Genomic DNA, 25896 nt, shown 5'->3' with positions numbered 1-25896 from the left:
GTCCGCCTCGTAAGGCGACCGGGGACACCGATCTGCGCCGTTCTGCCATTGACCCGTGCACACCCACCAGCGGCAAGTGGGGGAGCGCAGCCAGCCCTCGAATAGCGCACCACTCGCCCGTGCCTTCGTCTTCCCTCGGGTGTGGGGCTGCCGCAGGGCGTACCGCCGGGCCCCAGTGGGTGGCCCTGTGCAGCCCGGCCTCAGCCGACGCGGCCGTCCGGCGGGCTGTCGGCCGCGGGTGCTGGTGGGAGTGGAGGATGAGCAGAGAGGGAGCGGCCGGCGACCCCCCTGCCGCTGGGCGGCGGCTCGGGCCTGCTGGTCCGTGTGCGGCGGGCGGGGCTGTTCGGGTGAACTGCAGGGACGCGGGTTTCCGCTGCCGTGGTGCCAGCGGTCGTGTGGGTGCGGCGGGGGTGTCGGCGCCGGCGCCGGCGTAGCCGCGCACGGCCGTCGTGCCGACGACCCGCGCGGCTGTGGTGCCGGTGCTGTGCGCCCCGGTGCAGGAGAGAGCGGCGGGACACGGAGCCGATATGTCCTGCGCGGCGGCAAGCCGGTCGCGCCGCTGCCGCTGGTTGGCCGCCACATCCATGTGCGGCGGGCCGTCCCGCCCGGGAGGTACTCGAAGTGCGATCACCCCGGCGTGCCCCGCCTTCCGGTGCAAGGGCCGGGACGACCTTGTGGAAGGCGTCCGCCCCCGGCCGGACGTGGGGAGGGTCGAGCCGCTCTTCGCGGGCGCCTGCGACGCCGTACGACCCGTGCCGGGGTGATGCCACCTTCCCGAGCCGGCCGGCCGCCGTCCCGTCGCTGGGCGGCGAGCCACCGGCTGATCTCCTTGCCCTGCCGAGTCCGCCCGGGGGTGATGGCCTGCATGCGGGCGACTCCGGATTCCTGCCGGCGCCCGCGCCGTGACCGCTCGAGCACGGTTCGACGTGGTGGTGGGTGCGTCGTCGTGGGGGTGGGTTGAGGGCTGGATCCTGGGCAGGCGCACTCCGGGCGGGGAATCACGATCCTTCGATAGGCCCAGGAGGAGCCTTGAGTGACTTCCAGGAATCGAGCCGCCAGCAGGACAGCAGCGCCGCGGCGGTAGCGCAGACGGTGCAGGACAAGACGAGCGAGGGCGCCGCTCTCGTCGGCGGCAAGGCCGCCGAGGTCGGCGGGACGGCGAAGGAGCAGGCGGCCAACGTCGTCGGCGAGGCCGCCTCCCAGGCCCGCAACCTCGCCGGCGGCCTGCGCGATCAGCTCCAGGGGCAGGCACAGGCCCAGACGAGGAGCCTGGCGCAGAACGTGCGCCGGCTCGCGCAGGAGCTGCAGGAGATGAGCGACAACGGCAAGCCCGACTCCACCATGGCCGGTGTGGCCCGGAAGATCGCCGAGGGCGGCAACCGGGCCGCCGACCGCATCGAGCAGCGCGGCCCCGAGGGGCTGCTCGGGGACCTGCAGAACTTCGCACGCCGCCGCCCGGGTGCCTTCCTCGCGGGCGCGGCCGTTGCCGGGTTCCTCGTCGGGCGGGCAGAGAAGGGGATCATCGCGGCCGCCTCCGACGGCACCGGTACGGGCGAAGGCAGCGCGCCGGAGGCTCGACCAGCAGCCCGGACTGATGGAGGGGTGCCTGCGGCCCCAGACGCCGGCATACCGGCCGGTTACGACGACCTGACCGACACCTACGGCCAGTCGCAGCCCCCGCACGTGGTCCCCATGCCGTCCTCCCAACCGCCGGCCGGCGGCTCGTCGCAGCGAGCGGAAGGGATGTGAGTCGTGGCCACCGCATACCAGGAACGGCCGATGCACCATGCCGCGCATCACCGGCAGGCCGCAGAACCGTCGATCGGTGACCTGGTCGAGGCCATCGGCCATGACGTGACAGGGCTGGTCCGCACCGAGATCGAACTGGCGAAGGCGGAGCTGACACAGGAGTTCGCCAAGGCCGGCAAGGCGGGCGGGATGCTGGGCGGCGCCGGCTACGCCGGCCACATGGCGATGCTCTTTGCCAGCCTCACGTTCGTCTTCGCGATGGGCAACGTGATCAATATCGCCTGGGCCGCGCTGATCGTCACCGCCCTGTGGGCCACCGTCGGCGCGGCGCTCTACGTGAGCGGACGTGCGGGCTGGCGCAATGTCCACCTCAAGCCCGAACAGACCGTGGAGTCGCTGAAGGAGGATGCGCAATGGGCCCGACACCCGAAGAGCTGAGGACCGACGCGGAGTACCGGCGCGCGCACCTGGCGCGCAACGTCGACGCCCTCGCGGACAGGATGACCCCCCGCAGGATGGCGCAGCGCAAGGTCACGTCGGTGCGCCACCGCGTGAGCGGAGTGAAGGAGCGTGTGATGGGCACGGCACAGAACACGGCGCACGGAGCCTCCGAGGGTCTGAGTCAGGCCGCCGACACCATCGCGGAGACCGCCAAGGACGTCGGCACGACCGTGGGCGAGACCCTCCAGCAGGCGCCTTCGCAGGCCAAGCGGCAGACGCAGGGAAGCCCCCTGGCCGCCGGGCTGATCGCCTTCGGCGCCGGCATGCTCACGGCCGCGCTCCTGCCGACCTCCGAAGCCGAACAACGTGCCGGAAGGCAACTGAGGGAGCACTCCGAAGAGCTGCTGGAACCCGTCAAGCAGACGGTCGGCGAAGCAGCCCAGGAGGTCAAGGAGGAGATGCGGGAGCCCGCGGCGCAGGCCGTGGAAGCGGTGAAGAGCACCGCCCAGGAGGCCGCGGAGACCACCAAGGACCAGGCCCGCAGCGCCGGCCAGGAGACAGCGCAGGGGCTGCGGGAGGTGGGCCAGGACGCCGCCGAAGAAGTGCGCCGCACCCCCGGCACCTCCGGTTCTCCTTGAGCCACTTGCGCAGCTTGGCCGGGAATGCCCCGGATGGTCCGAATGGGTGACGGCTTGCCGTACGGGTGCGTGACCGAGCAGCGGCGGCGATCACGGCGGTTCCCCAGAGCACCAGGCCCGCCCGTACCGCCGCCGAGGCCGGACAGGCGTCGGGTGCGTACGACGCCATCGAGGTTGCGCATCGCCTGGCCGGCCCTGATGCCTGCCCCGCGGCCGCCGGGCCGGAGAACGCCGAGGACGTGGTACGTCACGAGCTGTTTTGGCCGCGGAAGGTGCGCCGGTAGGTGTCCGGGGGCACTCCCACCGCGCGGCTGAAGTGCCGTCGCAGGGTGGTCGCCGTGCCCATGCCGGTGTGCACGGCGATCCGTTCGACGGCCGTGTCGGTGGTCTCCAGGAGTTCCTGGGCGCGCCTGATGCGCTGGCTGTGGAGCCAGCGCAGCGGGGTCAGGCCGGTGCTCTGGCGGAAGAGCCGCGTCAGGTGCCGGGTGCTCATGCCCGCCCGGTCGGCCAGGTCTTGTACGGTCAGGGGCTCGTGGAGCCGGTCGAGGGCCCAGTCCTGCAGGTCGGCGAATCCGTCACCGCTTCGAGCCGGGACGGGCGCGGCGATGTACTGGGCCTGGCCACCGGCGCGGTGCGGCGGAACGACCAGGATGCGGGCGAGCGCGTTGGCGACTGCGGTGCCGTGGTCGAGGCGCACCAGGTGGAGGCTGAGGTCGAGGGCGGCGGCCTTGCCGGCGGCGGTGAGGATCTGCCCGTCGTGGGTGTAGAGGACATCGGCGTTGACGCGCACGTGCGGGTAGCGCTCCGCGAGCCGGGCCGCGTGCCACCAGTGTGTGGCGGCCTCGCGCCCGTCCAGCAGTCCGGCGGCGGCGAGGACGAACGAGCCGGTGCACAACGAGGCGATGCGGGCGCCGCGCCGGTAGGCGTCACGGAGCGCGTCCAGCAGGTCCTCGGGAGGATCGGCCTCGATGTCGTCGCAGGACGGCACGATCACGGTGTCGGCGCGGGCGAGTACGTCGAGCCCGTGCGGGGTGTCGACGCGCAGCAGGCCGCCCAGCCGGGCGTCCTGCGGTCCGCAGACCGCGAACTCGTACCACGGGTTCGCCAGGTGCGGGCGGTCCACGCCGAAGATCTCCAGGGCGATGGCCGCCTCGAAGAGCATCGCCCCGTCGTATACGGGCATCGCCACCAACGTCATGTCCGAAAGTGTACGGGTGGCGTCGCTTGCGACACTCGTGCCGGCGGCTTGCGGATCCCAAGATCGATGCATGACCACGAACACACCGCAGCAGACCGTCGCGATCTTCGGCGCCTACGGCCACACGGCCCGCTTCCTCATCGACGAGTTCCACCAGCGCGGCCTGGGTCTCTCGCTCGGCGGCCGCGATCCGGAACGCGTGGCGGCTCTGGCCGAGGCCCACCCCTACGCCCGCACCCACGTCGCCACCGTCGACGATCCTGCCTCCCTGGACGCGCTGGTGGCGGGCGCCGTGCTGGTGGTCAACGCCGCGGGCCCGTTCGGCGACACCACCGGGCCGCTGATCGAGGCCGCCCTGCGCGCCGGCATCCACTACATCGACATCACCGGCGAGCAGCCGGTCACCCGCCACAGCTTCGAGACCTACCGGGACCGGCTGGCGGGCAGCGGTCTGCTGTTCCTGCCCGCGTTGGGCTTCTTCGGGGGGCTGCCGGACCTGCTGGCCACCGCGGCGATGGGCGACTGGGCGGCCGCGGACGACATCTCGGTGGCGTTCGCGCTCGACAGCTGGCACCCGACGGCCGGCACCCGCAAGGCAGGCGCGCGCAGCGCGGGCAAGCGGATGACGGTGAGCGGCGGCCGGTTGGTGCCGTTCGACGACAGCCGGGACGTCCTGACGGACTGGGACTTCCCCGCGCCGACCGGTACGCAGCCGGTGCGCGCGCTGGGGACGGCGGACCAGATCACCATCTCGCAGCACCTCAAGGCCCCCGAGGTCCGGGCCTTCATGAACGAGACGCCGCTGGCCGACCTGCGCGACCCGGCCACTCCGGGACCCACCGCCGTGTCCGAGGACGGCCGTTCGGCGCAGTCGTGGCTGATCGACGTGGTGGTGACGCGTGGGGCCGAGCGCCGCGCCGCGTCCGCGGTCGGTCGTGACATCTACGCGGTGACCGCGCCGGTGGTCGCCGAGGCGGCCGTCCGGATCCTCGCGGGCCGGACGCTGCCGAGCGGCGCGGCCTGCGGGATGCGCGCCCCGGGTGAGGTCTTCGAAGCCGAGGACTTCCTCTCGTCGATCGCCGACATCACGTGGTCCCGGCGCTGGGGAGCGGTCACGCCCTGCGCCGACCGGTCGCGGGACCGCAAGGCGTGACCCTCCCCCCCGAGGTCGTGGCACCCCCGTGCCGGAGGCGGCAGTCCGGAAACAGCCGGAGCCATCTCGCAGGCCGTGGACCGACGTCACGCAATACCGAGGAGCCATGGACCGTGCAACCACGGGTGCAGACCGAGCCTTCGCGTCCTCGGAGTGCGCAGTGCGACAGGGCTCTGCTTCGCTGTCGTCACACGTACTTCCAGCGCCAGCCTCCGGTCCCCGATCGCACCCCGCTGGGGCACTCGGCCTTCTGGTATTCGTATCGCCAGACGCTCGTGTGCTTGCTGCCGTCGGCACAGGTGATCCAGACCTGCAGGTAGGCGCCCGTGCCCGCGCACTTGACGTGGTATCGCCTGGCTCCTCCAGGGCCGGCGTTGTCGTACCACTTGCTGCAGGAGGACGCTGCTGCCCGGGACGCCGTCTCAGGCGTGGCCGCCGTCGCCGGCGCCGCGGCAGCCACGGTGGTCGCGCACAGCACGGCTGCCGTCGCCATCCCCGTTGCGATCCGTTGCCTCATTGCTCGTCTCCTCACGTCGCGTTGCGGTCATGCGGTCCGGACCGGTGAGCCCTGCCGCCACTTGAAGGTATGGGTCGGGGCCGTGGTCGGCATCGGGTGAAGGGTTGACCTTTGGCATCAAACGCCGGCGGTAGTGCGTGTTCGCCTACAACCCCGGTGGTAGGCGAACCGCGCCAAGGGAACCGGCAAGCTCCCAAGGCCTTGGATGCAGACGGTGACGGTGATGGTGACGGCTGACGGCCCCGCTGCTCTTCCAGATGCGGCTGAACCGCCGTGCTCGAGGCATGCTGGATGGTCGGCCACGGGCGAGCGTCGAAACCATCGGCGCACGGCCCTGCTGTCCCGCTCAAACCACCGAGCCGTAGATGAATATGATTTTCGTCGGCTACGGTGGCCCCGGTTGCCGGGTCACCAGGGCCGGGCGCATTCCCCGGCGCCTCGAGGAATGAAGAGCGAAGGGCGCAGCATGGTTGAGGGCTCGGCGAGTGCGGCGACGGCGCCACCCCGTCCTCTCGGGCCGCATGGCGGCGAGGACGACTCGGGGCGACGGCGCCGGGCGACGGCCGGCAGGGTCAGTTCGGTGCTGGTCGGGGCCGTGGTGCTGGCAGTGCTCGCGGGACCGTGGCTGGAGCGGCGGTTCGGGCTTGCGGCGTTCGAGGCGTGGCGGACGCTGCTGTTGGCCGTCGTCGTGCAGGGCGTACCCTTCCTGCTTCTCGGCACCGTCGTCTCGGCGGCCATCGGCGCGTTCATCCCGGCCCGGGTCTTCTCCAAGGTCCTGCCCCGCAACCCCGTCCTCGCCGTTCCGGTGGCCGGTGCCGCGGGCGTGGTGCTGCCTGGGTGCGAGTGCGCCTCGGTGCCGGTCGCGGGGAGTCTGATGCGCCGGGGTGTGGCTCCTGCGGCGGCCCTGACGTTCCTGCTCGCCGCGCCCGCCGTCAACCCGGTGGTGCTCGTCTCGACGGCGATCGCGTTCCCCGGCAAGCCGGAGATGGTGGCCGCGCGGCTCGGTGCCTCGCTCGTCACCGCGGTCGTCATGGGCTGGCTGTGGATCCGGTGGGGGCGCGAGGAGTGGCTGCGGCTGCCGACGGGGCACGCGGAGCACGCACACGGCGCGGGCCGGCTGGAGGCCTTGCGGCGCGGGCTGCAGCACGACTTCCTGCAGGCGGGCGGGTTCCTGGTCGTCGGCGCCATGGCCGCCGCGACCTTCAACGTCCTCGTACCGCCGTCCGTCGTGGAAGCCTTCTCCGGTTCTCCATGGCTGGGCGTCCTGGTGGCCGCGGCGCTCGCGGTCCTGCTGTCCGTGTGTTCGGAGGCCGACGCGTTCGTCGCGTCCTCGTTCACCGGCTTCTCGCCCACCGCCCGCCTCGCCTTCATGGTGGTGGGCCCGATGGTCGACATGAAGCTGATCGCCCTGCAGTCGGGGGCCTTCGGGAGGGCGTTCGCGGTGCGGTTCTGCGCCGGCACGTTCGTCGTGGCGATCCTGTGCTGCGTACTCGTCGGAGGCGTACTCCTGTGACCGGACGACCCCCCACCCGCGTGGCAGAGCCCGGCCTGTTGAGCGGACTCGGTGCTCCCGTCCTGCTGGCCCTGATCGGCACGGGCCTGCTGCACACCACCGTGCGCAGCGACGTGTACCTGCGGTACGTGAAGGAAGGGCTGCGGCCGTACCTCATCGCGTCCGGATTCCTGCTGCTCGCCCTGGGCCTCGCGGGGCTGGGAGCCGAGGTGGTGCGCCGGGTGCGTCAGCCTCTGGACGGTCCCGCAGAAGGGGACGTCGACCACGGGCACGGGCGTGCCGCGCCCGTCGCCTGGCTCCTCACCGTGCCGGCCCTCACCCTGATGTTCATCGCCCCGCCGGCGCTCGGCTCGTACACGGCCTCCCGGGACGGGGCCGCGGCCGGTATCGAGCAGGCCGCCTACGAGGAACTGCCGGACGCGCCGACCACACCCATGGCCCTGGAGGAGTTCATCGGACGCTCCGTGCACGCGCCGAAGACCCTCCGCGGCCACACGGTCCGGCTGCTCGGCTTCGTCTCCGCCGGCAAGACCCCGGACACCTGGTACCTCAACCGCCTCAAGCTCAGCTGCTGCGCGGCCGACGCGCGGACCCTGCGCGTGGAGGTGCACGGCGTGAAGGCGCCCGACAACGACACCTGGGCCGAGGTCACGGGCGTCTGGCGGGGCGACGAAGTCGCTGCGGAGAACCCCGTCCCGACCATGGAGGTCGATACCCTGAAACCCGTCGGCCCACCGCGCAACCCCTACCACGACGCGCCGCCCACGGACGGCTGAGCCGTGGTGCTGTGGGCAGAGGAGCCCCCACCTCGTGGAGCAGCGCCCAGTGACCACGTGGGACGCGGGGTTACACCGGTCGCGCCCGCGCTTCACGCCGGGGGCTGGCCCGCTGGAGCGGGTGACGGGGGAACGGGTGGCGGGGTGCCGGTGAGCTCGAGCGCGTGGAGCGCCTGCCGGGAATGCTGTGGAGGGCGAGGAGGGGCCGGGGGCCCGGGCAAGCGCCCACAGGAGGGCAGGCGCTGTAGGACAGCCGGCGGTCGAGTCTCGCGCCGCCACCGCCCCGGCAGCCCTGAAGCGGCGTTCTCGCCACGACAGTGATCGGCTATACCGCCGAGTAGGGGTGTCATAGGGGTACAGATGATGCCATAGCCCACCCCCGTGGAAGGACGTGCCCATGTCTACTCGGCTCAGCGACGACCTCAAGCAGCTGCTCGACGGCCCGGTGTTCGTGAACATCGCGACCATTCAGCCCGACGGAAGCCCCCAGGTCTCCCCGGTCTGGGTCAAGCGTGACGGCAACGACCTGCTGATCTCCACCACAGTGGGGCGGCAGAAGGAGAAGAATCTGCGCCGCGACCCCCGCGTGACGGTGCTGGTCCAGCCATTCGACGCGCCGTACACCTACGCGGAGATCCGGGGCTCCGCAGAGCTCACGGGCGAAGGCGCCCAGGAGCTGATCGACGAACTCTCGCGCAAGTACACCGGAAAGCCGTATGCGGAGTTCAATCCCGACTCCGTCAACGACGATGAGCGTGTCGTCGTCCGGATCACCCCGCACAAGGTGGTCGGCTCAATCTGAGGCCGGTCCTTGCCGAAGACGGATCCGGCGCGGTCGGCGCGGCAGACCAGAGACTTGATCGAGGACCTCAACCACGCGCTCTTCGCCGAGCGGGTCCCGGCGCCGGAGTCGTCCGCGACGGTGCAGCACGGAGGTCACCCACACCCCGCTGCGGTGCTCCGTTCCGCCGGGGAACTGCTCGACGTGCGCCAGCCCGGGGAAGCCGCCGCCGTCCCGCCAGGTCCTGGGCGCAGGACGTCGGCGTCGACCCGGCCCTGACACCGCGTGTACGGGGATCCCGGCGCACCGCCCCAGTGGGCCCAGGCTGCGCAGTCCGATGGCTTCAGACCGGCGCCCCGGCAGAACTCACGGTAGGCGTCGGCGGTCGTGCCCCGGGGAGGCGCACAGACCGCCGTCCACGTGAATCAGCGGGCCGAGCGGGCGGGTGGTGGCGGTGTTCGGCGCTGCCAGGAGGTAGGAAGGGTTCGGGCTCCCATCCGGGGGCCAGGGTGGTCATGAGATCACCGGTTCGGTTGTACAAGGGAATCTTCATGGCGCGTGGCACGGTGAAGTGGTTCAGCTCCGAAAAGGGCTTCGGGTTCATCGCCCAGGACGGAGGCGGGCCGGACGTCTTCGCCCACTACTCCAACATCGCCGGGAACGGCTACCGGGAGCTGCTGGAGGGCGAGAGCGTCACCTTCGACATCACCCAGGGACAGAAGGGACCGCAGGCGGAGAACATCATCCGCACCTGATCCTGCGGGTCACCGCCGCGTGCTCACGGCGCCCCCTCGTTCGATGGCGGGGGTGGCGCGCGCGGCGCGCGGCGGTCGGCCGCGGAGGCCGCCGGGCGCGCCGTCGAGGCCGCCCACGGCACGGTCTCCGCGGTATGCCCGCGCCCGGCAGCGGGTCCTGGCCTCATGCATGCGGTCCCGCGGTGCCGCCCCCGTTGCCTGGCTGTTCGTCGCGGCGCCGTTGCCGGAACGCGGAGCGGTAGGCATGGGGGGAAGTCCCGGTGTGGCGGGCGAAGTGGTGGCGCAGGGTCGCCGGTGAACCGAATCCGGTGCGGTCGGCGAGGAGCGTGACCGGCAGGTCGGTGGTCTCCAGCAGCTGCCGGACCCGGTGGATGCGGGCGCGCAGGAGCCACTGCAGCGGTGTGGTTCCGGTCTGTGCACGGAACTGGCGGTTGAGCGTTCGGACACTGGTCTTGGCGTGGTCGGCGATGTCGGCGAGGGTGAGAGGCCGGTCGAGGCGGCTTTCCATCCACTGCATGACGGGCTGCAGAGCGCCTGGATCGGTCGGGGCCGCGGGGCGTTCGACGTACTGGGCCTGGCCGCCGTCGCGCTGGAGGGGCATGACGATGCGGCGGGCGGTGGCGGCGGCCACCTCCGCACCGAGGTCCCGGCGTACCAGGTGGAGGCACAGGTCGAGTCCCGCGGCCACCCCGGCGGATGTGATCAGACGGCCGTGGTCGACGAACAGCACGGCGGGATCGACGTCGATGCGCGGATGGCGGCGGGCCAGCTCGTCGGCGTACCGCCAGTGGGTCGTGGCGCGGTGCCCGTCCAGCAGGCCGGTGGCGGCCAGGGTGAAGGCGCCGACGCATACCGACGCCAGGCGTGCCTCCCGCGCCGCCGCCCGCTCCAGCGCCTCGATGACGGCCGAGGGCGGCGGGGCCAGGAAGCCGGCGTGGGCGGGGATGACGACGGTGTGGGCGTCGGCAACGTCCTCGAGGCCGTACGGGGTGTCGATCCGGAAGGCGCCGTGCTCGGGGGAGGTGGTTGCCCTGCGGCCGGGAGCACAGATCCGGAGTTCGTAGTGCGGGGTGCCGGCGGCCTCGTTCGCCGTGCCGAAGACCTGGCCGGGGGTGGACAGTTCGAAGGGGACGACACCGTCGAGCGCGAGAACGGCCACCACCATGGTCATGGCCAGAATTTAGCGCATGACGGCATTGCGGCCGCTGTCCGGGAGGCGCGGAGGGCCGCACGATCGAGAGGGTTCCCCGTTGTACACCTGAGGAGTTGCCGCGATGGTTGTCGCCCTGCCCGCCGCCCATGACGCGTTCGACCTGCCCCGGACGGAGCTGGCCGCCCGTGCCCTGCGCTACGCCGAGGAGGCGGAGCCCGCGGTCATCTTCCGCCACAGCGTGCGCAGCTATCTCTTCGCCCGCGCGCTCGCGGACCACGGCGGCATGAAGGCGGGAGCGGACTTCGATGACGAACTGGTGTTCCTGAGCTGCGTCCTGCACGACGTCGGACTGTCCGAGGAGGGCAACGGACACCAGCGGTTCGAAGTGGACGGTGCGGACCTGGCAGCGCGCTTCCTTCGCGAACACGGCACCGACGAGGAAGCCGTGGCGGTGGTATGGGACGCCATCGCCCTGCACACGTCGGAGGGCATCGCCTCCCGCAAGGGGCCGGAAGTCGCACTGACCCATGCGGGCATCACGGTGGACGTCCTGGGACGGGGCAGGGAGGGCCTCCCCGAGGGCTTCGCCGACCGCGTGCACGCCGCATTCCCCCGCGCCGACCTCGCCTACGCGATCACGGACCTGATTACCCGTCAGGCGCTGGCCGACCCCGCCAAGGCCGGCCCGCTCAGCTTCCCCGGGCAGCTGCTGCGCCGCCACCTGCCGCCCGGCACGCTGCCCGACTGGTACGACCTGATCGCCGAGGCCGGCTGGGGTGACCGGCCCCCCGCCGCCCGGCCCGACGAGCCCCTGGGCGAACGAGCTGCCGGATCGGTGCGCGGGTAGGCGGACGCGGAGCGTGCTTGCGGCCCCCGTCTGCGGCGGCCGGATCGCGTCGATCGTTCTTGCAGGCCCGTGGGGCCTGTGCCAGCATGCGATGGCGTGATCGTGATCTTGGAATCGGCCGCGGTGCCCCCGTGAGCGGCCCGCGCCGGTCTGTTGACGAGAGGTGCGACGTTGAATCCGTCTGCCGACACGGCACAGCCAGCCCCGACGACTCAGTCCCGCCAGCCCGACCTGCCCTCCGTGAGCGGCCGGGTGGGCCGCCCCGCCGCCGCCCCGGCGACCGCCCCGGCCGCCGCGGCCGTCCCCGCCGTCGATCCCGTCGCCGAGCGCTTCCACTTCCTGGTGAACGCCCCGGCCCTCTTCAACGCCGTCGTCACCGCTCTCGAATGGGACGTCTTCGGCCATCTCTCCGCGCACCCCGGCTCCTCCTTCGAGGAGCTGCGCGCGGCCACCGGCGTGCCCGCCCACTCCCTCCGTGTCCTCCTCCAGGCCGTGTGCACCACCGGCCTGCTGGAGCGGCACGCCGACGGTACCTACCACAACGCGCGAGCGGCCGCCGAACTCCTCCTACCCGACGGCCCCGACAGCTGGCGCCACATCCTCACCGGCTGGCGGGAGATCTACTACCCCGCCTTCTCCCGCATGACCGAGGCCCTCGCAGCCGGCACGAACACCGCGCTCGACGCGCACCCCGGCGAGGAACCGACGCTTTACCGCCGCCTGGCCCACGACCCGGAGCTCGAGGCGGTCTTCCACCGCAGCATGAGCGCCTTCACCCTCAAGAGCCTCGACGCGCTGGTCGAGTGCGAGGAGTTCGCGACCGTACGGCACCTGCTCGACGTCGGCGGCGGCGACGGCACCACCAGCGCCCGGCTGCTCGCCCGCCACCCCGGCATGCGCTCGACCGTCTTCGACATCCCCTCGGTCGCGCGGCTGGCAGCCGAGGCCCGCTCCGAGGCCCGCACCGACGCCACCGCCGACGCAGGATCCGACGCCCCCGCCGACTCCGGCTCCGACGCCGAGGCCGCCGACCGCCTCCGGCTGCACCCCGGCGACCTCTTCACCGACCCCTTCCCGGCCGGCGCGGACGCCGTCCTCTTCAGCCACGTGCTGGAGATCTTCTCCGCCGAGCAGATCACGGAGCTGCTGGCGAAGGCGCATGGCGTCCTTCCCCCCGGCGGAAGGGTCTTCGTCTACGGCTACAACGTCTCCGACGACGAGACCCGCGGATGGTACTCCGCACGCCTCTCCCTCTACCTCAACGTGCTCGCCAGCGGCCAGGGCATGGCCTACCCGGCCCGCGACTACGAGCACTGGATGCGCCGGGCGGGCTTCGGCGACGTACGCACGCTCACCGGCTACCCCTACGAGCACGGCCTGACCATCGGCACCAAGCAGTGAGCCGCGGCCGGTTCCCCGCCGCCGATCCCGGGGCCCCCGCCACCGCGTCCCCCGTCCGCTACCTGCTCTGGCTGGCCACCCGCCACCGCGGCAGCCTCGCCCTGGCCACGGTGTTCGGCGTGCTGTGCACCCTCGCCCAGGCGCTGGTGCCGGCGGCCGTCGCCCTCGGCATCGACCGGGGGCTGCTCCAGCGCGACCGGGGAGCGCTGCTGCTGTGGGGCGGGGCGGTGCTCGGCCTCGGCGTCTTCCAGGCGCTCGTCGGCATGCTCCGCGACCGGGCGTCGACCACCAACCGGTTCGGGGCCGTGTACGGGACCACCCAGCTGGTCGTCCGCCAGGCCGCCGAGCTCGGTGCGGACCTGCCCCGGCGGGCCTCCACCGGCTCCGTCGTCAGCGTCAGCGCCATGGACGTCGGCCACCTCGGCACCGCCCTGGAGGGCACGGCACGCGGCAGCGGCGCAGTCGTCTCGATCCTCTTCGCCGCCGTCTTCATGCTCGTCACGTCATGGCAGCTGGGCCTGCTGGTGCTGATCGGCGTCCCGCTGATCGCCGCCGCCGTCGCCCGGCTGCTGCGCGTGCTGCACGGACGCCAGCAGCGGCTGCGCGAGGAGCAGGGCGCCCTCACCGACCTGTCGGTCGACATCATCGACGGGCTGCGCGTCCTGCGCGGCTTCGGCGGCGAGCGGGCCTACGGCCGCCGCTACCGCGAGGGCTCCCAGGCCGTGCGCGCGGAGGGCACCCGGGTGGCGGCCACCGTCGCCGACATCGCCTTCCTGCGCGTCCTGCTGCCCGGGGCGCTGCTGGTCGCCATCGTCTGGCTCGGTGCACACCAGGTCAGCACCGGTCGCCTCGAACCGGGCCTGCTGGTCGCCTTCTACGGCTACGCCGTCTTCCTCACCGACCAGCTCGGACAGGTCACGACCATGCTCGACCAGCTGACCCGCGCCAACGTCGCGGCCGGCCGGGTCCTGGACTTCCTGCGCCTGGAGCGGGACGTGCCCTCCGGCACCCGGCCGCTGCAGGACGACGGACCGGACCTCCCGCTGCACGACCCCGACTCCGGACTGACCGTTCCGCCCGGCCGACTGCTCGCCGTGGCGTGCGGGACCGACGGGGACGCGCGGATCCTGGCGGAACGGCTCTGCGGCTACACCGACTCGGCGGTCCTGCTCGGCGAGACCCCCCTGTCCGCCCACCGCACCGACGACGTACGCCGCCACGTGCTCCTGGCCGACAACGACGCCGCCCTCTTCGCAGGGCGGCTCGGCACGGAGCTCGATCCCCGCGACGGCCGACCCGACGACGCCGTCCTGCGGGCCCTGGACGCGGCCTCCGCCCGGGACGTCGTCGACGCCCTGCCCGGCGGGCTGGCCCAGGAGATCACCGGCGGACGCGAGTTCTCCGGCGGGCAGCAGCAGCGGCTGCGCCTGGCCCGCGCCCTGCTCGCCGACCCGCAGCTGCTCGTCCTCGTCGACCCGACCAACGCCCTCGACGCGCACACCGAGAGCCGAGTCGCCCGGAATCTCGGCCCGTACCGCGCGGGCCGGACCACCGTCGTCTTCACCACCAGCCCCCTCGTCCTCGACCGCGCCGATTCCGTGGTCTTCGTCAAGGACGGCAAGGCCGTCGCCGAGGGGCGCCACCGGACCCTCCTCGCGGACCCCGAATACCGTGCCGTCGTCACCCGGGAGGTCCTGGCATGACCGCCCCCGCCCCCGCCGACACCGCCCCGGACCCCGACGCCGAGCCCGACGCGGCGCCGGCCGCCCCGCCCGCGGAACGGCTGCCCGTCGCCTCCTCCCGGGAGGTCCGCGCCCACGCCCGGCGGACCATGCTCCGCCACCGCGGCCCGCTGGCCGGCTCGCTGGCCCTGCACGCGCTGGCCTGCCTCGCTGCGCTGGCCGCGCCCCAGCTGCTCGGCCGGATCGTCGAGGACGCCGCGCACGGCACGCTCGCCGTCACCCCGGTGGCCCTCGCGATCTGCGCCGCGGTGGTCCTCCAGGCGGTCCTCACCCGCTTCGCGCGGCTGGCCTCCCTGCGGCTCGGCGAGACCGTACTGGCCGAGCTGCGCGAGGAGTTCGTCGACCGGGTGCTGTCCCTGCCCACCCCCGTGGTGGAGCGGGCCGGGACGGGCGAGCTGGTCACCCGGACCACCCGGGACATCGACGTCCTCGCCTTCACCGTGCAGCGGGCCGTCCCCGACACCCTGGTGGCGGGCACCACCATCGTCCTGACCGTCGGGGCCGTCTGCCTGACCGACCCGCTGCTGGTGCTGCCCTGCCTGGTGGCCGTACCGGTGCTGTGGCTGTCGACCCGCTGGTACCTGAGGCGGGCCCGCGCCGGCTATCTGCGCTCCAACTCCGCCTACGCAGGCCTCACCGACCACCTCGGCGAGACCGTGGCGGGCGCCCGCACGGTGGAGGCCTTCCGGCTCCAGGCGCGCCGCCGCCGCCGCACCGACGCGGACATCGCCGCCTCCTACGCGGCCGAACTCCACACCCTCAACCTGCGCAGCACCTACCTGCCGATCGCCGACACCGGCTACATCCTGCCGGTGGCCGCCACCCTGGTCATCGGCGGGTTGATGTACATCGAGGGGCTCGTCGGCCTGGCCGCCGTCACCGCCGCGACCCTGTACGTCCAGCAGGTGATCGGGCCCGTGGACACCATGCTGTACTGGATGGACGAACTCCAGGTCGGCGGCGCCTCCATGGCCCGCATCCTCGGCGTGCGCGACGCCGCCGCAGAGGACGCCCCCGCCGGGACCGGCCCGGACGCGGCGCCGCGGGCCGCCCCCCGGGACGGCGCGATCGACGTCCACGGGGTGCACTTCGCCTACCGCGACCGGCAGGAGAGCCTGCGCGGCGTCGACCTGCACGTACGCCCCGGGGAGCGGCTGGCGGTCGTGGGCCCCTCGGGCGCCGGCAAGTCCACCCTCGGACGCCTCCTCGCCGGGATCGACACCCCCGGCCGGGGCAGCGTCCGCCTGGGCGGGGTGCCCCTGACGGAACTGCCGCCGGACGAGCTGCGCCGAGGGGTCATCCTCGTCACGCAGGAGTACCACGTGTTCCGCGGCACCCTGGCCGACAACCTGCTCATCGCCCGCCCCGACGCGAGCCCCGCGGACCTGGAGCGCGCCCTGCGGGCCGTGGCCGCCTGGGACTGGGCGTCGGCGCTGGGCCTGGACCACGAGGTCGGCTCCGGTGCGGCCGAGCTGCCCCCGGCCCGGGCCCAGCAGCTGGCGCTGGCCCGGCTGCTGCTGCTCGACCCGCCGGTCGTCGTCTTCGACGAGGCCACCGCACTGCTCGACCCGCACACCGCGCGCACGGTCGAACGGGCCCTGTCCGCGCTGCTCGGCGGCACGGTCGTCTCCATCGCCCACCGGCTGCACACCGCGCACGACGCCGACCGGGTGGTGGTGCTGGAGGACGGCCGGATCACCGAGACCGGCACCCACGACGAACTGGTGGGCCGGGGCGGGGCGTACGCCCGGCTGTGGAAGTCCTGGCACGGGTGAGGCGGGGGTGACGCGCGAGTGAGGGGCTGGCCCGTCGCGGGGCGCCCCTCACCAGGCCACCGGCAGCCGGTGTACCCCGTAGAAGCCCATGTCCTCCCCGAGCGGCACCTCCGACGGCGGCACGGCCAGCCGCAGGCCGGGGAAGCGGGCGAACAGCGCCGGGAACGCGATCCGCATCTCCGTGCGGGCCAGGTGCTGGCCGATGCACTGGTGCGCACCGTGGCCGAAGGCGAGGTGGCCGGAGGCGGGGCGGGTGAGATCGAGGCGGTCGGGGTCCGCGAAGCGGACCGGGTCGCGGTTCGCGGCGGACAGCGAGACCGTCACGGACTCCCCGGCCCGCAGCGTGTGCCCCTCCAGCACGACGTCCTCCAGCGGGCAGCGGGGCACCCCGAAGTGGAAGATGGTCAGGTACCGCAGCAGCTCCTCCACGGCGTTCCCGGCCAGGGACGGGTCGGCGGCCAGCCGGGCCGCCTGGCCGGGGTGGGACAGCAGCGCGAAGGTGCCGAGCCCCAGGGAGCCGGCCGTCGTCTCGTGCCCCGCCGACAGCAGGAGGGCGCCCACGCCGGCGACCTCGGCGGTGGACAGGTCGCCCCCGGTGGCGAGGGCGCTCAGCAGGTCGTCGCCCGGCGCCCGGCGCCGGTGCCGGGCCAACGCGGTGAGGAAGGAGTCCAGTTCGGCCATGGCCGCCGCGGCCTCGGCGGCGGTCGCGTCGATCCGGAAGAGGGTGGCGCTGCTGCGCTGGAACCCGGCGCGCTCGGCATAGGGCACGCCCAGCAGTTCGCAGATCACCAGGGAGGGAACGGGCAGCGCGAACCGCTCGACGAGGTCGGCCCGGCCCCCGAGAGCGGCCATCGCCTCCAGGTGTTCGCCGACGATCTGCTCGATCCGGGGCTCCAGGGCCCGCGTCCGGCGGGCGGTGAACCAGCCCATGAGGTGCCTGCGCAGCCGGGAGTGGTGGGGCGCGTCCATGTCGACCAGCCAGCCCGGCAGGGCGGGGCTGCCGTAGAACGGGTCCGTCCCGGGCCGCGCCACCGGCACCCGCTTGAGCTCCGAGCGCGCGCTGAAGCGGGGATCGGCGAGCACCCGGCGGGCCGCCTCGTAGCCGGTGACGAGCCATCCGACGTGGCCGTCGGGGTAGCGCAGGCGGCCGACCGGGCCGTGCGCGTGCATCGACGCGAGCTCCGGCGGAGGGTCGAACGGGCGGGCCCGGTCACGGGCGGTGGGGTGGGCGGGAACGCTCCGGCCGCTCATGACCCGCCTCCCGCACCCGCACCCGCACCCGCTGCCGCCCCCGTCCCCGTCCCCGCTCCCGCCCCGTCTCCGGGCGAGGCGGATCCGGCCCGCGGCGGGCGGGCGCACTCCCTGAGGAAGGCCCCGAGCCGCCGCACCCCCTCGTCGATCCCGTCCGGGTCCAGGTAGCTGCACGACAGCCGCAGCGTGCGCCTGCCCCCGCCGCCCGGATGGAAGGGGGCCATCGGCGTCCACAGCACCCCGTACCGGGCCGCGGACGCCTCCAGCAGCCCGGCGTCCGCCGGCACGGGCAGCCGCATCCGCACGAAGAACCCGCCGCCGGGCCGGTTCCACTCCACCCCGTCCGGCAGGCCGGCGGCGCCCTCCCGGTCCAGTGCCCGCAGCAGGTGGGCGAGGTTGCGCCGGTAGAGCACGGACCTGCTCCGGCTCAGCGCGGCGAGCGAGCCGCCGTGCTCCAGCAGCATGCCGGCGATCAGCGCCTGGCACACCGGTGAGGTGTTGACCGTGACGGCGGTCTTCAGCCGTGCCAGTTCCGCCGCGAGCGCCACCGCGGACCCGTCGGCGGTACGGACGCACTGGTCGGCGACGACGTAGCCGACGCGCGCCCCGGGGAAGCACACCTTGGCGAACGTGCCGATGTGCACGACCCGCCGCCCGGTGTCCAGGGCCTTCAGGGCGGGCAGCTCGGTGCCCGGGAGAGCCGTGAACCCGTACGCGTTGTCCTCCAGGACGAGGAAGTCCTCCTGCTCGGCGAGCTCCAGCAGCCGCGGACGCCGCCCGGCCGCCATGCGGGTGCCGCCGGGGTTGGCGTAGTCGGGGGCGACGTAGCACGCCCGGATGCGGCGGCCCCAGCGGCGGGCCGCCCGACACGCCCCGGCCAGCGCGTCGAGATCGAGGCCGTCGTCGTCCTCGGGTACGGGGACCACCCCGGCGCCCAGCAGACTGGCGGCGCTGGTGATGCCCACGAAGCAGGGGTCGGAGACGGCCAGCAGGTCCTGCGGGGAGGCGATCAGGGCGCGCAGCGCCAGGAACATCGCCTCCTGTGCGCCGACGGTGATCACCAGCGCGTCCGGGTCGGCGTCGATGCCCTGGTCGCGGCGGAGGGCGTCGGCCACGATCGCGTTGATCAGTCCGCGGGCGGGCCCGTACTCGTAGAGCAGCCGGGCCGCCCGGTCCGGCCCGAGGCCCGTCGCGGCGGCGTGGGCGGTGAAGCGGTCGAGGTAGCGGGCGGTGTCCAGCCCTTCGTACGGGGCCGGGTGCGGGGCCCCGGGGGCGAAGGAGAGGGCGTCCGGGTAGCGGCCCATGATCTCGTTGAGGAAGCCGATCGACTCCAGCACCGGGTCCTGGAGCGAGGCGTGCAGCACCTCGCGGGCGAGGGAGGTCATGCCGGCGCCCGTCCGGAACGCGCCCCGTGGCGCTCGGCCTTGGCCAGCACGTCGGGGCTGTAGATGCGGCGGGCCTGCACGACCGCGAACTCCGCCAGGTAGCCGCGCAGCAGCTCCAGGGGCTCCTCGGCCAGCGTCAGCATGGCCCGGTTGGCGGCCACGGCCGGGCCGGCCAGCTCGCGCACGGCGCGCTCGGCGGCCCCGTCGAGCGCGGCGGCGGGCAGCACCTCGTCGACCAGCAGGGACGCCGCCGGGTCCGCGGTGTGGATGCGGCGGCCGGAGAGGATGATCTGCCGGGCCGTGCGGGCTCCGGTGAGCCGGGTGAGCCGCAGGTTGCCCAGGCCCGGGACGATGCCCTCGTCGGCGGCGGGCAGGCTCAGGAAGGCGCCCTCCTCGGCGATCACGCGGTCCAGGACGAGCAGGAGCTGCATGCCGCCGCCGATGGCGAACGAGTCGACGACGCCCACCCAGGGCTTGCCCGCCGTGGCGGTGCCGCCGGCGGCCGGCTCGTCCAGGAGCAGGCCCCGGGCCAGCTTGTTGACGTAGCCGAGCTCCCGGCCGAGGAGGAACTCCACGAAGGAGATCCCACCCGAGCGGAGCTCCTTGAGGTTGATGCCCGCACTGAAGATCCGCTTCCCGGCGTGGCGCGGGTGGGTGACGGGCCCGCCGCGCAGGACGCCGACGCGCACGCGGTCGTCGAGGAGGGCCACGTCCACGGCGGTTTCGAGGTCGGCGATGAGCCGGTTGTCCTCGGCGTTGAGGCAGTCGCCGTTGCGGAAGGTGACGTGGGCCGCCTCGCCGCGGCGTTCGAGCAGCACGGCGGGGAGCTCCAGCCGGTCCGTGCGCCGGAACTCCGCGAGGCGGTCGGCCGAACCCGGCGCGGGCCGCAGCATGCTCTCGATCAGGTGCGTGCCCGCGGCGGGGGAGCGCAGCAGGGCCCCGAAGAAGATGCCCTGGTCGATCTCGCGGCCCTCCTTGTGCGCCTGGAGGCGGCCGCGCTCCTCGGCGAGCAGGGCGGCGTCCGGTACGAGCCCGGGGAAGCGTACGGCGGCCTCCGCGGCCAGGTCGGGAAGCCGGGGCCGCCGCGTCCGCCCGGCGGTGAGCACGTCGTAGACGGCGTCGGCGTAGCGGGCGAGGAAGGCGTGCCGGGCCGCCCGGCAGTCCTCGTGGAGGCCCGCCGCCCGCTCCGCCTCGGCGCCGGTGCGGTCGCGGCGGGGCGGCAGAAGGGCGAGCATCCGCTCGGTGTCGGCGGCGTACCGGGCGAGGAGCCCGGCGTCGGCGGCCAGGTCGCCGGCGAAGGCGGGGGCGCCCGTCGCGAGGTCCTTCTCCCGGTCGCCCGAGCGCTCACTCATCCGGTTCTCCCGCCGCGGGGCCCGGCTCCGCTTCGGCCAGGCGGCGCAGTTCGCGGTCGCACGCCGCCAGGTGGGGGCCGAGCGCCTCGTCGAACTCCAGGCTCTGCGCCTCCAGCAGCAGCTGCCGGCGGATGGCGAGCTCGCGGTCGGATATCCGGCCCATCAGCACGGTCGCCGTGTGCGCGGCCTCCTCGGTGTCGTGCGCGAGCTGGTCGATCAGGCCCAGGTCGCGGGCCCGGCCGGCGTCGATGTCGTCGCCCCACAGCACGATCTGCCGGGCGCGGGCCGCCCCGAGCTGCCGGGAGATCCGGTGGACGGCCATTCCGGGCCAGAAGTGGCCGTCGTTGACAGGCGCGAGGAGCCGCAGGTCCGGGGCGCCGATCCGGTAGTCGCTCACCAGCAGCAGGTCGAGGGCGGGGCCGCCGCAGGCCCCGCAGGCGACGGCGATGCTCATCGCGGGCAGCCGCTCCAGCCTCCGTACGGCCCGCTCCCAGCGGTTGATCTGCTGGATGTCCACCGGCCCCGGCCAGGAGCGGGCACCGGAAGGGGTGCCCGGCAGGCGCAGCAGGAGCACCGAGCGGTCGGCCCGCTCCTCGATCCGGTGGCAGGCGCCGTTGACGGCGGCGGTCAGCTCGGGCAGCGGCTGCCCGGCGTCCAGGTACAGGGTGACGCACAGCCCGTCCGAAGCGCCGTCGTGCGCGGGGCCGTCGTGCCCGGGGCCGTCGTGCCCGGGACCGTCGTTCGTCGGCCTGTCGCTCGTTGGGCCGTCGTGCGTGGTCTTCGCCGTGCCGTCCGCCGGTTCGCCCTCCGCGGGAAGCGGCAGCCTGTCGTGCGTCCGCATAGCAGTTCCCTTCGTCGTCGCGCCGCCTCCCGCAGTGCGGCCCGGGGTACGGGTCACCACCGCGCCAGCGCCATCTCGATCGTCGAGCCGGGCCCCATCGTCATCAGCACTCCCAGATCGCCGGGGCGTACCGAGCCTTCGGACGCCAGCCGCTGGTAGGAGAAGAGGAAGGAGCCGCTCGACAGGTTGCCGTGGTCGCGCAGCACGCCGGTGGTGTGCCGTACGTCGTGCCGGGTCAGCCCTAGGTTGACCCGCACGGAGTCCACGACCTTCTTCCCCCCGGAGTGCACCACCCAGTGGTCGACGTCGGAGGCCAGCAGACCGGTGCCGTGCAGCAGCCGCTCCAGCGCGCCCTGCGCATGGGCACCGACGACGTAGGGGATCTGCGGGTCCAGCCAGAAGCTGAACTTGCCGTGCCCCTCGTCCCAGTCGTAGCGCATGGCGTCGACCGCGTCGGGGATGATGCGGCTGGAGAAGCGCAGCAGGGCCGGGGACGGCGCCCCGCCGGCGTCCTGCCCGCCGCCGGGCGCGGTGACGGCGACCGCGGCCGCCCCGTCCCCGAAGAGGCTGTTGACGACGGAGGAGCGCATGGTGCCGTCGAAGACGTACGCCGCGGAGCACACTTCCACGCACACCAGCAGGGCCAGCTCGCCCGGGTGCGCCCGGGCCCAGCCGGTCACCGCGCTCAGGGCGTTGAGACCGGCGTTGCAGCCCATGCCGACGACGTCCAGCCGCGAGCAGGAGACGTCGAGGCCCATCTCCTTGATGAGCAGGGCGGAGAACCCGGGGGTCAGGAAGCCGGTGGAGGTCACGCAGCACAGGTGGCGCACGTCCGACGGCCGCGCCCCGGCGTCAGCGAGGCAGTTCTCGATCGCCCGCCGCCCCAGCAGCAGCCCCTGTTCGGTGTGCTTGCGCAGGAGTTCGCCCTGCGACTCCACCACCGGGGAGCCGTCGGGGGCGGCGGCCGGCAGGGTCAGGCCCCGCCGCTCGATGGCGCTGTTCAGGAAGAGCGAGCGGACCCGGGGATCGGTGACGGCCAGCAAGTCGAGCAGCTCGCGCTGGCTGTAGCTGGTGTCGGGGACGGCGGTGCCGACCCCCGCGAGCCGGGCGGCGGCCCCGGTGTCCGGCAGCGTCATCCGAGGTAGTCCTCCGGCCCGCCCTCGCGCACCGTGTCCAGGGTGAAGCAGTGGAACCCCCCGCCGAACAGCCGCCGGTGCCGGTGCCGGACCGGGACGGCCGTGAACCGGTGCTTCTCCAGGGTCCGCGCGAGCTCCGGGCAGGCCTCGTTGACCAGCACGGTGTCGGGGCCGGCGGACAGCACGTTCAGATCGATGTACGGGCTGGTCAGCACCAGGTCCTCGTCCTCGTAGCGGGGGAAGTTGTCGCTCTCCGGGGCGGGGGCGACGATGCGGTCCCACTTCCGCAGCGCCTCGGGCAGCTTCTCCGCAACGGCCTCGGAGCGCACCAGCAGGGTGCCGGGCCGCAGGGCCAGGACCATGCTGTCGATGTGGCTGTCGCTGAGCCGGTGCACGCGGTGGATCCGGAACCGGTCGCCCACGTGGCGCTCCAGCCAGTCGCAGGCCAAGGCGTGGTGCGCGGTGGAGATGTTGACCACGAGGTCGCGGCCGAGCCGCAGGACCTGCGCGCCGTCGAACATCATCTCGATGCCGACGTCGTAGGGGGAGGGGCTCGGCGTGCCGATGGGCTCCGTCGGGCCGCCGATCGTGCTCTCGCGGGCGTAGTCGAGGTCGAACGACGCGTCCGTCATCAGGGGGCGGGGCATCACCGTCCAGCGGGCGCCCTGCGCGAAGTACCGCTGGAAGACCGGCGTGAGGAACTGGGTCTCGAAGTAGCGGGAACGGATCATCGGCGGGGTCTCGATGATCTCGTCGCCGAGGATCAGCGTGTTGTCGCGGATGTTCAGCGGGGGCACGACGGAGGCGGACCATGCGGGGGTGCGCACCTCGCTGGTGCCGGCATCGAGGTCCATCGGCCGGTGCACCGTGACGCCGAGGCCGGTCAGGGCCGCCGCGATGCCCTCGAGGTCCTCGACGAGCTCGTCCACGTAGCGCTGCTTGATCGGCACCCTGCCGCGGCGGTCCCCGTCGCGCCCGGCGTCCGCTGTCCCGGCCCCGCCGACCGTGAGCCGCGGGTAGTACCACTCGGATCGCGAGGAGTTGTCGCCGGCGATGTTGTCGTGGAAGAAGAGGTCGAAGGACAGCTCCCGTTCGTGGGAGGTGTAGTTGGCCGCCGAGCCGACGACCACCTCCTTCAGGGTGGACCATTCGTCGAAGCTGTTCAGCGTCATCGCGAGCTCCCTCGATCGTGTGAAGTACCCCACCGGTCCGCCGGCTCCGACCGGCCCCTACGGGTGCGCCGGCGCCGGCGGCGGCATCCGAGGCCGCTCACCGCTCGCCGCCCGCCCGCTCGCCGCCCGCCCGCTCCGCCGGACGCCCGGGCAGCCCGGGCAGCCCGGACCGCAGCGGCAGCGCCAGGGAGAGGTACTTGCCGTCCTCCTCCAGGCAGATCCCGTGCGCGACGCAGGAGCCGAGGAACTCCTCGACCTCCGCCCGCTCCACCGGCCCGCCGCCCCCGCCCCGGCCGGCCAGCTCCCGGTGGATGCGGGCGGCGCTGCGCGGGGCGTCGCCGCACAGCTCGTACGCCTGCGCCCGCCACCCGGCGAGGGTGGTCTTGCGGCGCAGGCCGCCCCGGGTGTCGAACAGCGTGAGCCAGTCCGGCCCGCGCCGGTAGGTGAGGGTGGGCCGGTCCGCCGAGGCCCATGCGCGTCCCCACGCCTCCACGGCCTTGGCGAGCTCGGCGACGGAGTCCGCGGAGGCGACGTCCGGTGCCCGGTAGTCGAAGAAGTACGCGATCCGGCTGTGGTCCAGCCCGGGGACCGGGAACGCCAACCGGTAGGCGCTCTTCGGCGTGATCTCCCCCATCCCGAACGAGGGGTCCGTGAAGTAGGGGCTGAACCGCTCCAGCCAGATGCGCCCCACGCCGGCGGGCGGCTCCAGATGGGTCAGCAGGGGCACGAGCTCGGCCTGGCCGGTGTAGTCCTCGTCGGTCTCGCCGGGGAAGCCGGCGAGGAGGTTCCAGTCGACGCGGACGCCATAGTAGTGGGCCCACTTCAGCAGGCGGATGTTCAGGAGCCGCGAGGAGCCCTTGCGCATCAGCCCGAGGACGTGGGTGCTGAGGCTCTCCAGGCCCGGCTGGATCTTCCACACCCCGGCCTCGGCCAGCAGGCGGACCTGGTCCCGGGTCAGGTTGGCCTTCACCTCGAAGAACAGGGCGGTGTCCCACCGGGCCCCGCGCAGGCCGGCGCAGAAGGTGTCGAGGTAGGCCATGTCGAGGATGTTGTCGACGGCGTCGACCGCCAGGACCCGGTGCCGGCGCATCAGCTCCTCCAGCTCGGACAGCGCCCGCGCCGGGGACTTGGCCCGGTACTGCATGCCCAGCGCGTTCAGCCCGCAGAAGGTGCAGTGGTGCTTCGCGCCCCACCAGCAGCCCCGGGAGAACTCCACCAGCAGCCGCTGGGTGTTCCGGCCGATCACCCGGTCGCGGCCGAGGGCCGCCAGGGCGGTGAAGTAGTCGTCGTAGTCCGGTACGGGCAGCTGGTCCATGTCCCGCGTGCGGGTGCCCGGGGAGGGGGCCTTCACCCGGCCGTCGGGGCCGCGGCCGCAGACGCCCGGGATCCGGGTCGGATCGGCGCCGCGCGCCACGGCCGCCGCCAGGCGGGGGAGCGTCACGTCGCCCTCCCCGACGACCACGTAGTCGATGAAGTCGAAATTCCTGAGGTACTCCGGTCCCATGTCCCCGTCGTAGTTCGCGCCGCCGAATACGACGATCAGATCGGGGTGGGCTTCCTTCAGGCGGCGGGCCAGCGCCAGGGCGGCGACGTTCTGGATGAACGTCGACGTGAATCCGACGACGTCGAGTTCCGACCACATACTGCGGGCGGCGAGTTCATCGATCCACGCGGGCAGGCGGCGGCACCGCAAATCGGCCACGGCGTCCCAGTCCACGCCGGCCTCGGCACACATTTCGGCCACCTCGGGAAAACGCCGACGGTAATCCTCCACGTCCTCGGTCACCCCGAAGGCGGCCGTCCCGAATAGCCATTCGCCGAACAGGTGGACCCGTTCGGAAGGGGCCTCGGTGATGATCTCGTACAGATCCGCGCCCAGTTCGGCGGACAGCTCCAGGTTCGGGTAGACGCTCCGCGCGTCGTGTCCGAAGGAGCGCAGTGCGGCCTGGAGCAGCCCGCACTGGATGGAGGGGGTGTCGGTGCGCGCCCACGGCATGTTCACCAGCCCGATGCGCAACGGCCGCACCGGGACGCAGTCCGGCGGGAACAGGGGCTGGTCGATCAGTTGCAACTCACCGCCGCCTGGCACAGGTTCCTCCGTACGTCCGCTCCGGCAGGCCGGACCCCTCCCCGGCGGGCGGGGAAGGACCCGGGTCACGCGCTGGTCGGTTCGCTGGCTCAGTCCTTGACGTTGCTGGCCGAAACGACGCCGATGTCCTTCACGTTGCTGTCCGAGACGATCTCGGCGACATCGGCTTCCTCGATCTCGGTCCAGACGATTTCACGCTCCATGGTTCACCTCCTTCCTCATATCCGGGCA

Annotated in this window: 22 protein-coding genes; 12 read left to right on the top strand and 10 right to left on the bottom strand. The window is 73.4% G+C overall.

Going from position 1 to position 25896, the window contains the following annotated elements; translation table 11 throughout:
• Window positions 1–1029: 1029 nt before the first annotated feature.
• From AB0953_RS25050 to AB0953_RS25040, 3 genes are read left to right on the top strand one after another with little or no spacing between them, the layout of a single operon-like run.
• On the top strand, window positions 1030–1749 hold the full coding sequence (locus tag AB0953_RS25050; RefSeq protein ID WP_366861805.1) for a hypothetical protein: 720 nt from the start codon (window positions 1030–1032) through the stop codon (window positions 1747–1749).
• A 3-nt stretch (window positions 1750–1752) separates the two neighbouring features.
• Window positions 1753–2187 carry a phage holin family protein gene (locus tag AB0953_RS25045; RefSeq protein WP_366861804.1) on the top strand — a complete coding sequence of 145 codons (435 nt, stop codon included), beginning with the start codon at window positions 1753–1755 and terminating at the stop codon, window positions 2185–2187.
• A complete protein-coding gene (locus tag AB0953_RS25040) occupies window positions 2163–2828 on the top strand; it encodes a DUF3618 domain-containing protein (protein ID WP_366861803.1) in 666 nt (221 codons plus the stop codon). The genes AB0953_RS25045 and AB0953_RS25040 overlap by 25 nt, the downstream gene beginning before the upstream one ends.
• A gap of 247 nt (window positions 2829–3075) precedes the next feature.
• Here AB0953_RS25040 and AB0953_RS25035 read toward each other — a convergent pair whose 3' ends face one another.
• Window positions 3076–4026, bottom strand: coding sequence for a helix-turn-helix domain-containing protein (locus AB0953_RS25035; RefSeq protein ID WP_366861802.1), 951 nt, complete (start codon window positions 4024–4026; stop codon window positions 3076–3078).
• A gap of 70 nt (window positions 4027–4096) precedes the next feature.
• Between AB0953_RS25035 and AB0953_RS25030 the strand changes: the two genes are divergently transcribed.
• The 5 genes from AB0953_RS25030 to AB0953_RS25010 all read left to right on the top strand — a co-directional run bounded on the left by AB0953_RS25030 (window position 4097) and on the right by AB0953_RS25010 (window position 9521).
• Window positions 4097–5179: a saccharopine dehydrogenase NADP-binding domain-containing protein gene (locus AB0953_RS25030; protein WP_366861801.1), complete on the top strand. Its 1083-nt coding sequence runs from the start codon at window positions 4097–4099 to the stop codon at window positions 5177–5179.
• Between the two features lie 983 nt (window positions 5180–6162).
• Window positions 6163–7209, top strand: coding sequence for a permease (locus tag AB0953_RS25025; protein ID WP_366861800.1), 1047 nt, complete (start codon window positions 6163–6165; stop codon window positions 7207–7209).
• A complete protein-coding gene (locus tag AB0953_RS25020) occupies window positions 7206–7985 on the top strand; it encodes a TIGR03943 family protein (protein ID WP_366861799.1) in 780 nt (259 codons plus the stop codon). The genes AB0953_RS25025 and AB0953_RS25020 overlap by 4 nt, the downstream gene beginning before the upstream one ends.
• Before the next feature lie 397 nt (window positions 7986–8382).
• Complete coding sequence (locus AB0953_RS25015) at window positions 8383–8787, top strand: PPOX class F420-dependent oxidoreductase (protein WP_366861798.1); 405 nt, start codon at window positions 8383–8385, stop codon at window positions 8785–8787.
• A gap of 530 nt (window positions 8788–9317) precedes the next feature.
• On the top strand, window positions 9318–9521 hold the full coding sequence (locus AB0953_RS25010) for a cold-shock protein (protein ID WP_366861797.1): 204 nt from the start codon (window positions 9318–9320) through the stop codon (window positions 9519–9521).
• 163 nt (window positions 9522–9684) lie between these two features.
• Here the strand turns inward: AB0953_RS25010 and AB0953_RS25005 are convergent, their stop codons facing one another.
• Window positions 9685–10692 (bottom strand): helix-turn-helix domain-containing protein, encoded by a 1008-nt coding sequence (locus AB0953_RS25005; RefSeq protein WP_366861796.1) that lies wholly within the window; start codon window positions 10690–10692, stop codon window positions 9685–9687.
• Window positions 10693–10795: 103 nt separating this feature from the next.
• On the opposite strand from AB0953_RS25005, the gene AB0953_RS25000 reads away from it, so the two are divergent.
• The 4 genes from AB0953_RS25000 to AB0953_RS24985 all read left to right on the top strand — a co-directional run bounded on the left by AB0953_RS25000 (window position 10796) and on the right by AB0953_RS24985 (window position 16439).
• Window positions 10796–11521: an HD domain-containing protein gene (locus tag AB0953_RS25000; protein WP_366861795.1), complete on the top strand. Its 726-nt coding sequence runs from the start codon at window positions 10796–10798 to the stop codon at window positions 11519–11521.
• Window positions 11522–11761: 240 nt separating this feature from the next.
• Entirely contained in the window at window positions 11762–12922 is a 1161-nt protein-coding gene (locus AB0953_RS24995; RefSeq protein WP_366861794.1) for a methyltransferase, read from the top strand.
• Entirely contained in the window at window positions 12919–14625 is a 1707-nt protein-coding gene (locus AB0953_RS24990) for an ABC transporter ATP-binding protein (RefSeq protein ID WP_366861793.1), read from the top strand. The genes AB0953_RS24995 and AB0953_RS24990 overlap by 4 nt, the downstream gene beginning before the upstream one ends.
• Window positions 14622–16439 carry an ABC transporter ATP-binding protein gene (locus AB0953_RS24985; RefSeq protein WP_366861792.1) on the top strand — a complete coding sequence of 606 codons (1818 nt, stop codon included), beginning with the start codon at window positions 14622–14624 and terminating at the stop codon, window positions 16437–16439. The genes AB0953_RS24990 and AB0953_RS24985 overlap by 4 nt, the downstream gene beginning before the upstream one ends.
• Window positions 16440–16487: 48 nt before the next feature.
• Here the strand turns inward: AB0953_RS24985 and AB0953_RS24980 are convergent, their stop codons facing one another.
• The 8 genes from AB0953_RS24980 to AB0953_RS24945 all read right to left on the bottom strand — a co-directional run bounded on the left by AB0953_RS24980 (window position 16488) and on the right by AB0953_RS24945 (window position 25868).
• A complete protein-coding gene (locus tag AB0953_RS24980) occupies window positions 16488–17690 on the bottom strand; it encodes a cytochrome P450 (protein ID WP_366861791.1) in 1203 nt (400 codons plus the stop codon).
• Complete coding sequence (locus AB0953_RS24975; RefSeq protein WP_366861790.1) at window positions 17687–19075, bottom strand: PLP-dependent aminotransferase family protein; 1389 nt, start codon at window positions 19073–19075, stop codon at window positions 17687–17689. Before AB0953_RS24975 ends, AB0953_RS24980 begins: the two co-directional genes overlap by 4 nt.
• The gene (gene dpgC / locus AB0953_RS24970) at window positions 19072–20427 is read right to left on the bottom strand and encodes a (3,5-dihydroxyphenyl)acetyl-CoA 1,2-dioxygenase DpgC (RefSeq protein WP_366861789.1); all 1356 of its coding nucleotides are present in this window, start codon (window positions 20425–20427) and stop codon (window positions 19072–19074) included. The genes AB0953_RS24975 and dpgC overlap by 4 nt, the downstream gene beginning before the upstream one ends.
• Window positions 20420–21268: an enoyl-CoA-hydratase DpgB gene (dpgB, locus tag AB0953_RS24965; RefSeq protein WP_366861788.1), complete on the bottom strand. Its 849-nt coding sequence runs from the start codon at window positions 21266–21268 to the stop codon at window positions 20420–20422. The genes dpgC and dpgB overlap by 8 nt, the downstream gene beginning before the upstream one ends.
• Before the next feature lie 53 nt (window positions 21269–21321).
• Window positions 21322–22404 carry a 3,5-dihydroxyphenylacetyl-CoA synthase DpgA gene (gene dpgA, locus AB0953_RS24960; protein WP_366861787.1) on the bottom strand — a complete coding sequence of 361 codons (1083 nt, stop codon included), beginning with the start codon at window positions 22402–22404 and terminating at the stop codon, window positions 21322–21324.
• Complete coding sequence (locus AB0953_RS24955; RefSeq protein WP_366861786.1) at window positions 22401–23576, bottom strand: glycine amidinotransferase; 1176 nt, start codon at window positions 23574–23576, stop codon at window positions 22401–22403. Before AB0953_RS24955 ends, dpgA begins: the two co-directional genes overlap by 4 nt.
• Window positions 23577–23673: 97 nt before the next feature.
• Complete coding sequence (locus tag AB0953_RS24950; protein WP_366861784.1) at window positions 23674–25647, bottom strand: RiPP maturation radical SAM C-methyltransferase; 1974 nt, start codon at window positions 25645–25647, stop codon at window positions 23674–23676.
• A gap of 107 nt (window positions 25648–25754) precedes the next feature.
• A complete protein-coding gene (locus AB0953_RS24945) occupies window positions 25755–25868 on the bottom strand; it encodes a pheganomycin family RiPP precursor (protein ID WP_360632887.1) in 114 nt (37 codons plus the stop codon).
• Between the last annotated feature and the right edge of the window lie 28 nt (window positions 25869–25896).

Origin of the sequence: Streptomyces sp. NPDC046866 (genome assembly GCF_040704625.1) — a bacterium.
Taxonomy (GTDB): Bacteria; Actinomycetota; Actinomycetes; order Streptomycetales; family Streptomycetaceae; genus Streptomyces.
The sequence above is the reverse complement of the archived record's forward strand: the minus strand, read 5'-3'. Positions and strand labels throughout refer to the sequence as shown.

What these genes read in the sequence shown, in the direction of transcription:
- AB0953_RS25040 (WP_366861803.1), top strand. Translation starts at nt 2,163, where the DNA reads ATGGGCCCGACACCCGAAGAGCTGAGGACCGACGCGGAGTACCGGCGC.
- AB0953_RS25035 (WP_366861802.1), bottom strand. Translation starts at nt 4,026, where the DNA reads ATGACGTTGGTGGCGATGCCCGTATACGACGGGGCGATGCTCTTCGAG.
- AB0953_RS25030 (WP_366861801.1), top strand. Translation starts at nt 4,097, where the DNA reads ATGACCACGAACACACCGCAGCAGACCGTCGCGATCTTCGGCGCCTAC.
- AB0953_RS25025 (WP_366861800.1), top strand. Translation starts at nt 6,163, where the DNA reads ATGGTTGAGGGCTCGGCGAGTGCGGCGACGGCGCCACCCCGTCCTCTC.
- AB0953_RS25015 (WP_366861798.1), top strand. Translation starts at nt 8,383, where the DNA reads ATGTCTACTCGGCTCAGCGACGACCTCAAGCAGCTGCTCGACGGCCCG.
- AB0953_RS25010 (WP_366861797.1), top strand. Translation starts at nt 9,318, where the DNA reads ATGGCGCGTGGCACGGTGAAGTGGTTCAGCTCCGAAAAGGGCTTCGGG.
- AB0953_RS25005 (WP_366861796.1), bottom strand. Translation starts at nt 10,692, where the DNA reads ATGACCATGGTGGTGGCCGTTCTCGCGCTCGACGGTGTCGTCCCCTTC.
- AB0953_RS25000 (WP_366861795.1), top strand. Translation starts at nt 10,796, where the DNA reads ATGGTTGTCGCCCTGCCCGCCGCCCATGACGCGTTCGACCTGCCCCGG.
- AB0953_RS24985 (WP_366861792.1), top strand. Translation starts at nt 14,622, where the DNA reads ATGACCGCCCCCGCCCCCGCCGACACCGCCCCGGACCCCGACGCCGAG.
- AB0953_RS24980 (WP_366861791.1), bottom strand. Translation starts at nt 17,690, where the DNA reads ATGAGCGGCCGGAGCGTTCCCGCCCACCCCACCGCCCGTGACCGGGCC.
- AB0953_RS24975 (WP_366861790.1), bottom strand. Translation starts at nt 19,075, where the DNA reads ATGACCTCCCTCGCCCGCGAGGTGCTGCACGCCTCGCTCCAGGACCCG.
- dpgC (WP_366861789.1), bottom strand. Translation starts at nt 20,427, where the DNA reads ATGAGTGAGCGCTCGGGCGACCGGGAGAAGGACCTCGCGACGGGCGCC.
- dpgB (WP_366861788.1), bottom strand. Translation starts at nt 21,268, where the DNA reads ATGCGGACGCACGACAGGCTGCCGCTTCCCGCGGAGGGCGAACCGGCG.
- dpgA (WP_366861787.1), bottom strand. Translation starts at nt 22,404, where the DNA reads ATGACGCTGCCGGACACCGGGGCCGCCGCCCGGCTCGCGGGGGTCGGC.
- AB0953_RS24955 (WP_366861786.1), bottom strand. Translation starts at nt 23,576, where the DNA reads ATGACGCTGAACAGCTTCGACGAATGGTCCACCCTGAAGGAGGTGGTC.
- AB0953_RS24945 (WP_360632887.1), bottom strand. Translation starts at nt 25,868, where the DNA reads ATGGAGCGTGAAATCGTCTGGACCGAGATCGAGGAAGCCGATGTCGCC.